Genomic DNA, 13,937 nt, shown 5'->3' on the forward strand with positions numbered 1-13,937 from the left:
ATAATAAAGATACAATGAAAGCGTAAACAAAACATAGACATTGGGAGGTCTTACAACATGAACAAGATGACCAAAGGTGTACTCTGTACATTCCTCACCGCCACACTGCTGGCCGGCTGCGGCAGCAACAACGGTACAAACAACAGCAATGCTGCGGAAGAAGGAAATACAGGCAGCGGTACAGCCAAAAGCGTTACCCTGAAGATGTTCATCGCGCAGCCGCGCTTTAAGGAACAATATGATAATTATATTGCCGAGTTCGTGAAGAAAGAGAAAGCGGACAAAAATATTGATGTTTCCGTACAGCTCGAAATGCCGACAGCAGACAATGCCTCGCAAATTCTGAAGACGCGCCTGGCCTCCAATGATGCACCGGATATATTCGCTATCCATGCTGTGAACGAAATTCCATCCTATTACAAGGCCGGGTACCTGGAAGACCTGACTGATCAGCCCTTTGTCGGCAAGCTGCTGGACAGCGTGAAGCCCTCTGTAACCACTACGGACGGCAAGGTTGTGGCGCTTCCGCTGGAAACCCTGTCCTGGGGCTACCTCTATAACAAGACCATATTTGCCGAGAATGGCCTGACCCCGCCGACAACGCTGACAGAGATGAAGGCCGTCACCGAGAAGCTGAAGGCGAAGAACATAACGCCGTTCGTGCTCTCTTATAAGGAATCATGGATTCCGCAGCTGGTGCTTCCGCTGGCTGTAGGTGGGATGATGAAAACTGCGGACCCTGAATTCGTCAACAAGATGAACAAGGATGAGGGCTCCTTTACCGAGATGAAATCCGCGATCTTTGATGTGTTTGATCTCATCAACGCAAACGGCACGGCGAAGGCCACCGAAGTCGGCGGCGATGACGGTGCGGCGGCATTTGCCGCTGGCAAAGGAGCTATGTGGCTGATGGGACCGTGGTATGCGGAAACCATTCTGAAGTCGAACCCGGATCTGGATTTCGGTGTTGCTCCGCTGCCGATCAGCGACAATGCGGATGCGACCCTGATCAATCTCAGCGCCTCGACTTCGCTCGCGGTATCCCCGACCAGCAAGAACAAGGAGGTTGCGCTTGATTTCCTGAATTATGTGCTGGATGATCAAGCCTCCAACGGCTTATTCCAGGCAATGAAATTCAATCCGGTGTCCACGGTGCACACCTATGAGAGCTATCCTTGGATCACCGAAGCGACCACCTATGTCAAAGCTGGCAAGTCGGTGCAGGACCCGGCCATTCCGCAATCCGTCAAGGATGAGGTGGGCAAAGGGCTGCAGGCATATTATGCAGGACAAATGAGCCAGGATGATGTGCTCAAGGCGCTCGACAAAGCCTGGAAATCCTACAATAAGGTAAACAAATAAGCAACAGCTTTACAGTCCGGGATGGAAGAAACCGGGGGCGCTGGCCCTCCTTCCTCCATCCCGTTTGCTTTGCACACCACAGAGGGAGAGGGGCGGATATTATGCCGGTCAAGCGCTATAAAAGTGTTGTTTCGCTGCTTGCTTTCGTTGCACCCGCATTTATCATTTATTCATTGTTTCTGCTGATTCCGACCATCGGCGGCATGTACTACAGCTTCACGGACTGGAACGGGCTGAACCGCGACTATTCTTTTATCGGCCTCGGCAATTTCATTGAAGCGCTGCGCGAGGACCCGGATTTCGTGCACGCCTTGCTCTTTACACTGAAATACGTGCTGTTCATGATCGTATTGCAAAATGTATTCGCACTTGTGCTTGCCGTGTTCATTGAGACAAAAACAAGAACCAAAGGCTTTTTCCGGACGATCTTCTTCATGCCGAATATGATCAGCACCATCATCAGCGCTTTTATGTGGACCTTCGTGTTCTCCCAAGTGCTGCCGCAGCTTGCCGAGAAGACGGCAGCGTCGTTCCTGGACCAGCTGTGGATCGGAGATCCCAACGTTTCTTTCTATTCGATCATTATCGTATCGCTGTGGAATGGCGTCGGCTATATGATGATTATATATTTGGCCGCCCTGCAGGGGGTGCCGCAAAGCCTGAAGGAAGCTGCCGTCATTGACGGGGCCAGCCCGTTCCAGACGTTCCGCAAGGTGACGATGCCGATGATTACGCATGCGGTTACGATCTGTTTTTTCCTTACGCTGAACGGGGCATTCAAGGTATTTGAGGTGGTATACGGGCTTACCGGCGGCGGTCCGGGACGCAGTACACAGGTCATTACGATGAATATCTACGAGGAGGCGTTCTCCAACAACTTCCGCTACGGATATGCCAGCGCCAAATCGGTGATTCTGTTCGTAATTATCCTGCTCTTCACCTTTATCCAGATCGGTGTCATGAAGAGAAAAGAGGTGGAAGCATGAGACTGAGAAAGGGAGCCAACCTATTCATCACGCTGTTTCTCTGTATCGGTGCTGTCATGTCCTTTTTCCCGATTTATCTGGCGATTATCAATTCCGTGAAAACCCAAGGCGAGATGTTCGCTTCCTTCACGGCGCTGCCGACCAAGCTGCACTTTGAGAACTACAGCCAGGCTTTTAGCAAAATCAACCTGCTAAGCAGCACCCTGAACTCGGTTATTGTCTCGGTCATTGGTATTGGAGGCATCATTTTCTGTGCTGCCCTGGCCGGTTACAAATTATCCCGGACCTCCGGCAGACTTAGCGCGGCGATCTTCTCGCTATTCATTGCTTCCATGCTGGTACCGTTTCATTCGATTATGATTCCGCTTACACGGATGGCCAAAGCACTGCATGTCAGCGGCAGCACTTACGGCCTTGCTGTGATCTACATTGGTCTTGGAGTGAACATGGCGATCTTCCTGTACCACGGCTTTGTGAAGTCGATCCCCCGCGAGCTTGAGGAAGCGGCACGGATTGACGGCTGCGGCGAGTTCCAGACCTTCTTCCGCATCATCTTTCCGCTCTTGCTGCCGATTACGGTAACCATTGCGATTCTGGACTTCCTGTGGATCTGGAATGACTTCCTGCTGCCGCTGCTGATGCTCACCGACTCTACCAAATATACGCTGATTCTATCGACCAACACACTGTTCGGAGAGTACAATAAGGAGTGGTCGCTGATTCTGGCGGCGCTGGTGCTGACTGCGCTTCCTGTGATCGTTATCTATGGATTCTTCCAAAAGTTTATTATGCAGGGCATTGCCGAAGGGGCAATAAAAGGCTAAAGCGAGAGGAGCAACAGAGTAATGAGTCAATTACGTTACGGCGTCGCCTACTACGATGAATATATGCCTTATGAGAGGCTGAATGAGGATATTGCTATGATGCTGGAGGCCGGGATCAATACCGTCCGCATCGCCGAATCGACCTGGAGCACGCATGAGCCGCAGAACGGGATATTCGACTTCACTTCCGTCGACCGGGTGCTGGATGCGATGCATGCCGCAGGAATCTCCGTGATTGTCGGGACCCCAACCTATGCCGTTCCCACATGGCTGGTCAAAGAGCATCCCGGAGTGCTGGCTGTAACGGCGGACGGTCCCGGCCGGTATGGCGCACGGCAGATCATGGATATAACGAACCCGGTCTACCTGTTCCATGCGGAGCGGATCATCCGCAAGCTGATCGGCAGGGTCAGCAAGCATCCGGCGGTCATTGGCTACCAGACGGACAACGAGACGAAGCACTACGGGACAGCCGGAGAGAATGTGCAGCTGCTGTTTGTTAAGCATATGCGGCAGAAGTATGGAACACTGGATGAGATCAATGACCGGTTCGGGCTGGATTACTGGAGCAACCGGATTAACAGCTGGGAGGACTTTCCGTCCGCTGTCGGCACGATCAACGGCAGCCTGGGTGCGGAATTCGCCCGTTTCCAGCGCGGTCTGGTGACGGAATTTCTTGGCTGGCAGGTGTCGCTGGTGAACGAGTACAAGCAGCCGGGACAATTCGTCACACAGAATTTTGATTTTGAATGGCGCGGCTTTTCGTATGGCGTACAGCCGTCCGTGGATCATTTTGCCGCAGCTGAAGCCTTCGACATCGCCGGAGTGGATATTTACCATCCCTCGCAGCATGAGCTGACTGGAACGGAAATCTCCTTCGGAGGGGATATCGCCCGTTCCCTGAAGCGCAGCAATTATCTTGTATTGGAGACACAAGCCCAGGCGTTTCCCCACTGGACACCCTATCCGGGCCAGCTGCGGCTCCAGGCCTTCAGCCATCTCGCCTCCGGGGCAAATATGGTGGCTTACTGGCATTGGCATTCCATTCATAATTCGTTTGAGACCTACTGGAAGGGGCTGCTCAGCCACGACTTTAAGCCGAATCCGGTATACAACGAGGCCAAGACTATCGGCCGGGATTTTGCCCGCTTAAGTCAGGCGCTGGGTGACCTGCGCAAGGATAACAAGGCTGCGGTAATGGTCAGCAATGAAGCCCTGACTGCGATGGAATGGTTCAAGCTGCCGGATGGCAGGAACTACAATGATGTGGTTCGCTGGCTTTACGATGAGCTGTACCGGATGAATATCGAATGCGACTTCATTCAGCCCGGCTGTACCGGGCTTTCGAGATATAGTCTAATCATTGTTCCGGCACTTTATGCCGTTCCGGATGAAGCACTGCTGCGCTTAAATGAATATGTGCGCGAGGGAGGCCACGCCGTCTATTCCTTCAAATCCGGTTTCGCGGATGAAGATCTCAAAGTGCGCACGGCAGAGCAGCCGGGCATTATCAGCGAGGCCTGCGGAATCAGCTACAGCATGTTTGTGACTCCGCATGAGGTGACACTGCGCAGCGAAGCTCTGGATACCGGTGCGGCAGATCCTGCGGTGAATACATGGATGGAGCTGATTACACCGGATACGGCGGAGGTGCTGTTCCGTTATGAGCATCCTCATTGGGGCGAATATGCGGCCGTCACCCGAAACAGGTTCGGAAACGGTACGGCAACCTATATCGGCTGCATGACAAGCAGCGGGCTGGCCGGCAGCATCCTGAAATCCGCTGCGCAGGAGGCCGGACTATGGGGGCCCGATCAGGAGCTGGCTTTTCCGCTGATTGTGAAGACTGGAGTGAACCGGCAGCAGCAGAGGGTACGCTATTATTTTAATTATAGCGATGAGCCGGTGTCTATGGTGTACCGGCATGGCGCGGCAGCAGAGCTGTTGTCCGGAAGAGAGGTTCAGCCTGAGGAAAAACTTGAGCTTGAGCCTTGGGGTGTGCACATCCTCCTGGAGCATTCAAGCGGACAATGAGACCGGAGGCCCCGGGAATAATAGAGGGTTGCTTTTATCGGCGGTATTTGCTAACATACAATGTAACTTAATCAGTTGTTCTGTTTTCTAGGGTTCCGCAGCTGCTACAGGCTGGGCTGGTCCGAGGGAAAACGCTTGTACTGCGATGTACATGTCTACACGGAGGGATAAAAGCCCGGGAGGTATCGTCAATTAGACGATGGCCTTCCGGGCTTATTTTGTTTCCGCGGTTAAGAGGTTTGTACCATAACTTATTTAGGGGAAGAGGAGGAAATGGCAGTGAATAACAGTATGGCATGGGTTAAGATCGCAGGCGCTGCCTGCTTCGAGGTCGTGTGGGTCATCGGGCTGAAGCACGCTTCGGCTCCGTGGGAGTGGCTCGTTACAGTAGTGGCCATTATCATCAGTTTTTATACGATCATCTCGGCGAGCAGCAAGCTGCCCGTAGGTACGGTCTATTCTGTATTTGTCGGACTCGGCACAGCCGGGACCGTCCTGGCGGATATCCTCTGGTTCGGTGAGCCGTTCAAGCCGCTGAAGCTGGTGCTGGTCTTGGTTCTGCTGGCGGGTGTTATCGGGCTGAAGCTTGTGACTGGTGATTCTAAAGAGAAGGAGGTGTCCTAAAATGGCTTGGTTAATGCTGATTGCTGCCGGCTGTTGTGAAATGTTCGGGGTGGCGATGATAGGCAAGCTGCACCGGGACCGCAATTGGCAGGCGATTGCCCTGCTGGTTCTCGGATTCGGAGGCAGCTTTCTGCTGCTGTCGCTCGCCATGGAAAGTCTCCCGATGGGCACGGCCTATGCGGTATGGACAGGAATTGGTGCTTCCGGAGGTGCGATTCTGGGCATGGTCCTGTATGGTGAAGCCCGGGATCTGCGGCGGATCATCTGTATTGTGGTGATTCTCGGAGCTGCCGTCGGTTTGAAAATGGTAGGCTGACGACGCTGAGATGTTAAAGAAATAGACACCTGTACGATGTTTCGAATGATGTAACATGGTAAGTATAGTAAGTAGTACTTAATCCATCGTATAAGGAGACTTCCACTATGAATGAAAATATACCCGAGCGGATTAAACTTCCGGACGGAACAGACTTGCCGAGAATCGGGCAGGGAACCTGGTGTATGGGTGATGATGCTTCCAGACGTTCTGAGGAGATAGCTGCCCTGAGGCATGGAGTAGAGTTGGGTCTTAGTGTGATAGATACGGCAGAAATGTACGGAGACGGCCGCTCGGAAGAGCTTGTTGGCGAAGCGATCCGGGGAATCCGCGACAGCGTATTCCTGGTCTCCAAGGTGTATCCGCAAAATGCAGGCAAGAAACAGCTGGCCCGCAGCTGTGAGGACAGTCTGAAGCGGCTCCGTACGGATCATCTGGATCTATATCTGCTGCACTGGCGGGGGAAGATTCCGCTGGAGGAGACGGTGGAAGGCATGGAGGAACTGGTGGCCGCCGGAAAAATAGCCCGTTGGGGCGTGTCCAATCTGGACACGGACGATATGCGGGAATTGCTGCGCATCCCCGGAGGCAACCGCTGCGCTGTTAATCAGGTCCTCTACCACCTGGGTTCCAGAGGTATTGAGCATGAGCTGCTGTCCTGGCAGCGGAGCCACAAAATACCTGTAATGGCCTACTCTCCGCTGGCACAGGCAGGCACCTTGAGAAAAGGGCTGACGGAGAATGCTGCGGTGCAGGAGGTTGCCCTTAGACACGGAGCGACACCACTGCAAATTCTGCTGGCCTGGAGCATCCGGGAAGGCGACGTAATCGCTATTCCCAAAGCATCGACCCCGCGGCATGTAGCCGAGAACGCGGCAGCAGGGGCAATCAAGCTCAGTACCGATGAGCTGTGGCAGCTGGATGAGGCTTTTCCGCAGCCCGCCTGGAGAGTTCCACTGGATATGATCTAAAACTTTTAAAGATTAGAAATAACGGAGTGGAAATTTAAATAAAGCACACCCTAAACGGGAGTCTTGCAGCCAATGCAGACTTCCGTTTTTTTTGTAAATATAAGGATGTTTAGGCTTCACGCCATAAATTATTTTTGTTTTTGCTAAAGAAACGGACCTCATCCCATAGGGATGACAGGGCCGTTTTTTCTTGTGTCCATAAGCCGGATGCATGTCCAAAAGCCTGTGGCAACAGCTCTTAAATGTTGTCAACAACGTTCATGACGAAACCGTGTTTTCAATTTAATGACAAAGAAAGCGCTTTGATTTACGCTGTGTGCATAAGGGATATCTTTTAAAGAAAGCTTAAATAAAGGCATCCCATTTAATTTATTAAGGGGGCATTTTAAATGGCCACAACGGCAACAACGCAAACTTCATCCGGGGGTACAAGGGTGAGAGTTCAACAATTCGGCCGCATGCTCAGCGGTATGGTTATGCCGAATATCGGCGCTTTTATCGCATGGGGTTTAATCACGGCTTTATTCATTCCAACAGGCTGGTTTCCAAATGAAAGCCTTGCAGCTCTAGTAGATCCAATGATCAAATTTCTGCTTCCGCTGCTCATCGGGTATACAGGCGGACAGATGGTACACGGTAAACGCGGCGGTGTTATCGGGGCGGTAGTCACGATGGGGGTAATCGTCGGTTCTTCTATTCCGATGTTCCTCGGCGCCATGATTGTCGGCCCGCTGGCCGGCTGGGTTCTGAAGCAATTCGACCGTGCGGTTGACGGCAAGATCAAAGCCGGGTTCGAAATGCTTGTCAACAACTTCTCGCTTGGCATCATCGGCGGCGGCTTGTCCATTGCTGCGCTGAAGGGAATCGGACCTCTGGTCGAAGGGTTGACCAACATCCTTTCGGGTGGTGTGGAATTTCTGGTCAATCATAACCTGCTGCCGCTCGTCAACATCATCATTGAGCCGGCAAAAGTATTGTTCCTGAACAATGCAATCAACCACGGCGTACTCGGACCGATTGCGCTGGAAGAATCACAGAGACTGGGACAATCGGTACTGTTCATGCTGGAATCGAATCCGGGACCAGGGCTGGGTATCCTGCTTGCTTACTGGCTGGTAGGACGCGGTTCGGCGAAGGCCTCCGCACCGGGTGCGGTTATCATTCACTTCCTGGGGGGGATTCATGAAATTTACTTCCCGTACATTCTGATGAATCCACGTCTGATCCTGGCTGTTATCGGCGGCGGCGTGTCTGGAACGTTCACATTGCAATTGCTGGGCGCAGGTCTGGTAGCTTCTCCATCGCCAGGCAGTATCTTTGCTTACTTCGCCATGACACCTAAGGGCGGATATGTGCCAATGCTTGCCGGTGTCATTGTTGCCACAGCCGTATCCTTCGTGCTGGCTACACTGCTCCTTAAGACCGTGAAGAAGAACAACGAAGAAGAGATGGATCTGGAAGAAGCCGCGGCAAAAGTGAAAGACATGAAGTCGGCAGGGACTGCAGTGCAAACCGCTGCTGCTGCCGCAACTGTAACTACAGCGGTAAATGTCCGCGGCAAAGCTGATGTGAACAAAATCGTCTTCGCTTGTGATGCAGGCATGGGGTCCAGCGCGATGGGCGCATCCGTGTTAAGAAAAAAACTGCAGGCTGCCGGAGTCAATATTACGGTTGTCAATTCCGCAGTCAGCGAAATCCCTGCGGATGCTGATATCGTGGTTACCCAAAAAACGCTGACGGACCGGGCGATTGCCAGCAATCCGAAAGCAGAGCATATCTCCATCGACAATTTCCTGAAGAGCCCTAAATATGACGAGCTTGTGGAACGTTTAAAGTAAGTGGAACAAGCATAGAAATGATGTATAACGCTAACTCAGGAGACGCTGGCCCGCAAAGCCGGCGTTTGTCTCCATTTAGGGCGGGGGTACACGGTTATGAGAAAAGTTACCGCGAGGCAGCGTCAAATCATCTGGCTTCTCTTAGGGGTCAGTGAAGAGATTACTGCCGCCGAAATCGCCGAGAGCACCGGTGTGAGTGTAAGAACGGTTCACCGCGAGATGGAGGACATCGAGCTTACGCTGGCAGATTTCGGTCTGGATTTGATCCGTAAATCAGGAAAAGGGATTCAGCTGAGCGGCCCGGCGGCCGGTCTTGCCGAGCTGCGCCTGTTTTTGCGGGAAGAGAAGCCAGCGGAACATTCCAGCGAGGACCGCAAGGTGTATGAGCTCTGCTCCTTGCTGGAGGCAGAAGAGCCGGTGAAGCTGTTCACACTGGCCCACTGGCTCAAAGTTACGGTGGCTACTGTGAGCTATGACTTGGATGAACTGGAGCCCTGGGTCCGCAAGTTCGGCCTGCAGCTGGTCCGCAGGCGGGGCTACGGCGTTGAGATTACCGGCAGCGAGATTGACAAGCGCAGGGCGATTGGCCGGCTGGCCGCCGAGCATCTGGATCTTTCAGATCTGGTGGGGCATAATCCGCAGCCCGCGAGCAGTCCGGTCTTCCGGATTCTTCTGGATGCGGTAGGCAAAACCAATCTGATGGACGTGGAGAACACGCTGTGGGATATGGAATGGAAATGGACGGCGGAACTGCCGGAGATCGTTTATATGGAAATGCTGCTTGGCCTAGCTGTAACCACCAGACGGATTGAGATTGGCCGGAGTATCGACAACGGCGGGGAAGCAGGATATCCCCGAATGTCAGATCACCGCCATATTACTGCCGCCGAGCAATTTGGGCAGCGGCTGGGCCAGGCGCTGGGAGCTGAGATTCCGCGGGCAGAGATTCTATATATAGCCGGTCTGTTCGACAGGGTCCAGGAATCATTCTCCTCAGCCGGATTCGCCTCCGGTGACATTGAGCTGATGGAGATTGTATATAAGCTGACGGAGAGCGTGGTCAAACGGACCGGAGTACCGTTTCAAAGCGACCGCTCCCTGCGGGAAGGGTTGCTGGAGCATATGGATCCGGCCTTCAAGCGGCTCCGGGAGGGAACCCGTATCCGCAATCCGCTGCTGGGTCCCATCCGTAAGGATTATGAATATTTGTTCCAGATTGTGAGGGCCGCGGTGGAGGAGCTGGAGCTGGAACTGGACATCCCCGATGAGGAAATCGGATTTCTGGTCATGCATTTCGGCGCTTCTGTCGAACGTCTGAATCAGCTCAGGCGGGGCGTCCGGGCAATTCTGGTCTGCGCCAGCGGTCTCAGTTCTTCCCGGCTGCTGGCTACCCGGCTGGCCAAAGAAATGCCGCAGATTGAAATTCTCGGCAATATTTCCTGGTACGAAGCGGCGCGGCTGCCTGAGGTTGACTACGATCTGATTATTTCAACGATTGATCTGCCGCTCGACAAAGACCGCTATATCAAAATCAGTCCTCTGTTGACAGGGGAAGAAATAGAAAAACTGCTGAGTTATATCCAGAACACCACGCTGAGAGAACGGGAGAGCGTTCCGCAAGGCGAGTACGACAGAACAGCGAGTGAAGAGCATTCCCTGGAGCGGTTGAAAAGCTACCAGGGCATGCTGGATGAAACGGTCAGCCTGCTGGAGCGGTTCCGCTTCTATCCGCTTGATAACAGCGGGATAACGCTGCCTGCAACGATTTCGGCGATGCTCGATTTTCTGGATGGCAGCGGGGTGGTCGGCGATGCAGATATCCTGCTGGAGCGGCTGCTGGAACGGGAAAGGATGGCCAGCCAGGTCATTCCGGACACTGGTCTTGCGCTGTTTCATGCAAGAAGCAGCCACATCCTGATGTCTTCCCTGACGCTGTACCGTCTGCGCCAGCCGGTTGTTCTGGATGGGGGTACCGAGGTCAGGGTCATCCTGCTGATGCTTGCACCGCGCAAGCTGTCCAAGGAAAGCCTGGAAGTGTTGAGTGAAATCAGTGCAATGCTGCTTAATTCCGAGCTGGTGAAGCTGCTTGAGGAGCGTACGGAGTCCGAGATCAGGCGATATCTGTCGTCAGAGCTGCTGCGTTTTTTCGAAAATAAAATGTGAAAGCGAGAGAAACCATATGAGTATACTGTCAGAGAATAAAGTGATTATGAACGGTGCTGCCAAAGATAAATACGAGGCGATCACCATGGCCGGAAAGCTGCTTGTGGATGCCGGACATGTAACGGAAGAATATGTGCCGAAGATGCTTGAGCGCGAAGAGGTCGTTTCCACGTATATGGGCGAAGGACTGGCCATTCCCCACGGAACCAAAGAAGCCAGACCCTTCATTAAATCTACCGGATTATCCATTATCCGCTTTCCGGATGGTGTTGATTTTGGCGGAGATGAGCCGGCCTTTGTTGTGATCGGCATTGCAGCGGCAGGTGACGGGCACATGGAGATATTGACGAATGTGGCGATGATCTTCTCGGAAGAGGATGCCATTGAGCGGGTCATGAATGCGCCAACCCCGGCCGATGTGATCGCCATCTTTGAAGGAGGCCTGGAATGATGAAGGCTGTTCATTTCGGTGCCGGCAATATCGGCAGAGGTTTTATCGGTCTGCTTCTGTCGCAGGCAGGCTATGAGGTCACCTTCGTCGATGTGAATGAAACCTTCGTCACACAGCTTCAAGAACGCGGGGAATATCCGGTGACGCTGGCCAGCGAGGGTCAGGAGACGGTGATCGTGAAGAACGTGACTGCACTAAGCAGTGTAACCCATGCCGAAGAAGTTGCCGCGGCCATTGCCGGAGCGGATCTTGTTACGACAGCGGTTGGAGTATCCATCCTGAAGCATATTGCAGGGGGGCTGGCTGAGGGGATCGGCAGACGGCTTGCGGGTTCCACCGCTCCGCTGCATGTCATTGCCTGCGAAAATGCGATCGGCGGGAGTGCGCAATTGAAAGAGCTCGTATACGCTAAGATGGATACTGAGACACGGTCCAAAGCGGATAAATCCGTAGCTTTTCCGAACGCGGCTGTAGACCGGATTGTTCCCTTGCAGCAGCATGAGGATATCCTCAAGGTAGTGGTAGAGCCATTCTATGAGTGGGTGGTAGACGCTTCTCAGATGCTTTCGGGTTATCGTCCGGTAGAAGGTGTTCACTATGTAGATAATCTTGAACCTTATATTGAACGCAAATTGTTCACGGTGAATACCGGGCACTGTTCGGCAGCGTACCTCGGGTACCTGCGCGGTTACGGGACGATCCAGCAGGCCATGGCAGATGAGGGTTTGACCGGTCTTGTGCGCGAAGTGCTGGAGGAGACAGGTGCAGTGCTGGTTCAGAAGCACGGATTCGACGCGGAGCAGCACAGCAAGTATATCGATAAAATACTGGAGCGCTTCCGCAATCCGGCCCTGACGGATGAAGTTACCCGTGTAGGACGTTCACCGATCCGCAAGCTGTCGCCGAATGACCGGCTGGTATCGCCGGCGCTCCAGGCTTTTGACAGAGGGCTTGGATTCACGGCCCTGTCCCGCTCCATGGCGGCAGCACTGCTGTTCAACGTGAGCGATGATCCGGAAGCGGTTGAGCTTCAGGCGGCTGTCGCAGAGCTTGGTGCTGCAGCGGCAGTTACGAAATATACCTGCCTGGCCGCAGATCATGCGGTGCACCGGTCGGTGATGGCAGAGTATGACAAACTGAAATAACGATGCAGGGCATCATAAAGAGCCGCAGGGAAGATTCTATCCCCTGCGGCTCTTCGAACAGCGTAGCTTAGCTGTTCTCAATAATGGTCTGCAGCGTCGTGCGGTCCAGTCCTTCTACGAGCTTGATCAGCAGCTCTTTGGCGGCATCATAATCATCGCTGTGAATAATGGAAGAGGATGTGTGGATGTAGCGCGAGCAGATTCCAATCACTGTGGACGGCACGCCAATTCCGCTGACATGCACCTGCCCGGCATCGGTTCCGCCTTGGGAGACAAAATACTGGTATTTGATCCGGTGGGTATCTGCCGTATCCTGAACGTATTCGAGCAGGCCGCGGTGGGTAATCATCGTCGGATCGTAAATGCGCAGCAGCGCTCCTTGGCCCAACTGGCCGAAGGCCTGGCGGTCGCCGGTCATGTCGGCGGCGGCACTGGCATCCAGGCCGAAGAAGATGTCCGGCGACAGCAGGTTAGCTGCTGTGCGGGCACCGCGCAGGCCGACCTCTTCTTGAACTGTAGCGCCGGCAAACACGGTGTTTGGCAGTTTTTTACCGTGCAGCGCTTTGACCAGCTCAATGGCAAGGCCTAAGCCATAGCGGTTGTCCCACGCTTTGGCCATGATTTTCTTCGGATTGGCCAGCGGGGTGAACGGGCAGATCGGCAGAATCTGCTGTCCCGGAGCTACGCCGTAGCCCTGTGCTTCTTCCCGGCTGTCCGCACCGATATCTATGTACATTCTGCGGATATCACCGGTTTTGTTGCGTTCGTCTTCACTCAGCAGATGGATCGGCGTACTGCCGACAACACCCGTCAATGTACCTTTCGGGGTAATGATCTGCAGCCGCTGTGAGGCTACAGCGGAAGCCAGCCAGCCGCCGAGCGGCTGAAAGCGGATCATTCCGTTGTCAGTGATGTCGGTGACCATAAAGCCCACCTCGTCAAAATGACCGGCCACCATAATCTTGGGGCCGTTCTCTTCGCCGCGCAGCACACCGAACAGGCTGCCTAGCCGGTCCTGGACGAACTCTTCGGTATACGGTGTCATAGCATCCTTGACATAGGCACGCAACTCGCGCTCAAAGCCCGGAGCTGCGGGGAATTCAGTCAATGTTTTGAACAGATTAGTCGTTTCTTGATTCATATACATATCGCTCCTTTACTATTGTCTAGTATGAACATTGTCGCGCTACTTGTCCATGTCTGCAAAGGGGGAAATGAACACT

General features: G+C 53.6%; 12 protein-coding genes and 1 riboswitch. Of the genes, 11 read left to right on the plus strand and 1 reads right to left on the minus strand.

Annotated features, from left to right (window positions below):
• Positions 1 to 57: 57 nt before the first annotated feature.
• From ACAN56_RS19970 to ACAN56_RS20020, 11 genes are all read left to right on the plus strand, one after another.
• Positions 58 to 1,362, plus strand: a complete 1,305-nt coding sequence (locus ACAN56_RS19970) for an ABC transporter substrate-binding protein (protein ID WP_076110500.1) — start codon at positions 58 to 60, stop codon at positions 1,360 to 1,362.
• Between the two features lie 101 nt (positions 1,363 to 1,463).
• Positions 1,464 to 2,348 (plus strand): carbohydrate ABC transporter permease, encoded by an 885-nt coding sequence (locus ACAN56_RS19975; protein ID WP_076110501.1) that lies wholly within the window; start codon positions 1,464 to 1,466, stop codon positions 2,346 to 2,348.
• The gene (locus ACAN56_RS19980) at positions 2,345 to 3,172 is read left to right on the plus strand and encodes a carbohydrate ABC transporter permease (RefSeq protein ID WP_076110502.1); all 828 of its coding nucleotides are present in this window, start codon (positions 2,345 to 2,347) and stop codon (positions 3,170 to 3,172) included. The genes ACAN56_RS19975 and ACAN56_RS19980 overlap by 4 nt, the downstream gene beginning before the upstream one ends.
• 21 nt (positions 3,173 to 3,193) lie before the next feature.
• On the plus strand, positions 3,194 to 5,206 hold the full coding sequence (locus ACAN56_RS19985; protein WP_379145292.1) for a beta-galactosidase: 2,013 nt from the start codon (positions 3,194 to 3,196) through the stop codon (positions 5,204 to 5,206).
• Positions 5,207 to 5,282: 76 nt separating this feature from the next.
• Positions 5,283 to 5,390, plus strand: a riboswitch (guanidine-I (ykkC/yxkD leader).
• 107 nt (positions 5,391 to 5,497) lie between these two features.
• Entirely contained in the window at positions 5,498 to 5,830 is a 333-nt protein-coding gene (locus ACAN56_RS19990; protein ID WP_038599007.1) for a DMT family transporter, read from the plus strand.
• Between the two features lies 1 nt (position 5,831).
• A complete protein-coding gene (locus ACAN56_RS19995) occupies positions 5,832 to 6,146 on the plus strand; it encodes a DMT family transporter (protein ID WP_076110504.1) in 315 nt (104 codons plus the stop codon).
• A gap of 107 nt (positions 6,147 to 6,253) precedes the next feature.
• Positions 6,254 to 7,117: an aldo/keto reductase gene (locus ACAN56_RS20000; protein WP_379145294.1), complete on the plus strand. Its 864-nt coding sequence runs from the start codon at positions 6,254 to 6,256 to the stop codon at positions 7,115 to 7,117.
• Positions 7,118 to 7,506: 389 nt separating this feature from the next.
• Positions 7,507 to 8,955 (plus strand): PTS mannitol transporter subunit IIBC, encoded by a 1,449-nt coding sequence (locus tag ACAN56_RS20005; protein ID WP_379145296.1) that lies wholly within the window; start codon positions 7,507 to 7,509, stop codon positions 8,953 to 8,955.
• Positions 8,956 to 9,051: 96 nt separating this feature from the next.
• Positions 9,052 to 11,118 (plus strand): BglG family transcription antiterminator, encoded by a 2,067-nt coding sequence (locus ACAN56_RS20010; RefSeq protein WP_379145298.1) that lies wholly within the window; start codon positions 9,052 to 9,054, stop codon positions 11,116 to 11,118.
• Between the two features lie 16 nt (positions 11,119 to 11,134).
• Positions 11,135 to 11,569 carry a PTS mannitol transporter subunit IIA gene (locus ACAN56_RS20015; protein WP_038587865.1) on the plus strand — a complete coding sequence of 145 codons (435 nt, stop codon included), beginning with the start codon at positions 11,135 to 11,137 and terminating at the stop codon, positions 11,567 to 11,569.
• Positions 11,569 to 12,714, plus strand: coding sequence for a mannitol-1-phosphate 5-dehydrogenase (locus ACAN56_RS20020; RefSeq protein WP_379145514.1), 1,146 nt, complete (start codon positions 11,569 to 11,571; stop codon positions 12,712 to 12,714). Before ACAN56_RS20015 ends, ACAN56_RS20020 begins: the two co-directional genes overlap by 1 nt.
• Positions 12,715 to 12,781: 67 nt before the next feature.
• Here ACAN56_RS20020 and ACAN56_RS20025 read toward each other — a convergent pair whose 3' ends face one another.
• The gene (locus ACAN56_RS20025; protein ID WP_379145302.1) at positions 12,782 to 13,855 is read right to left on the minus strand and encodes a M42 family metallopeptidase; all 1,074 of its coding nucleotides are present in this window, start codon (positions 13,853 to 13,855) and stop codon (positions 12,782 to 12,784) included.
• Between the last annotated feature and the right edge of the window lie 82 nt (positions 13,856 to 13,937).

It is taken from the genome of Paenibacillus paludis (assembly GCF_042610515.1).
Lineage (GTDB): Bacteria > Bacillota > Bacilli > Paenibacillales > Paenibacillaceae > Paenibacillus_AQ.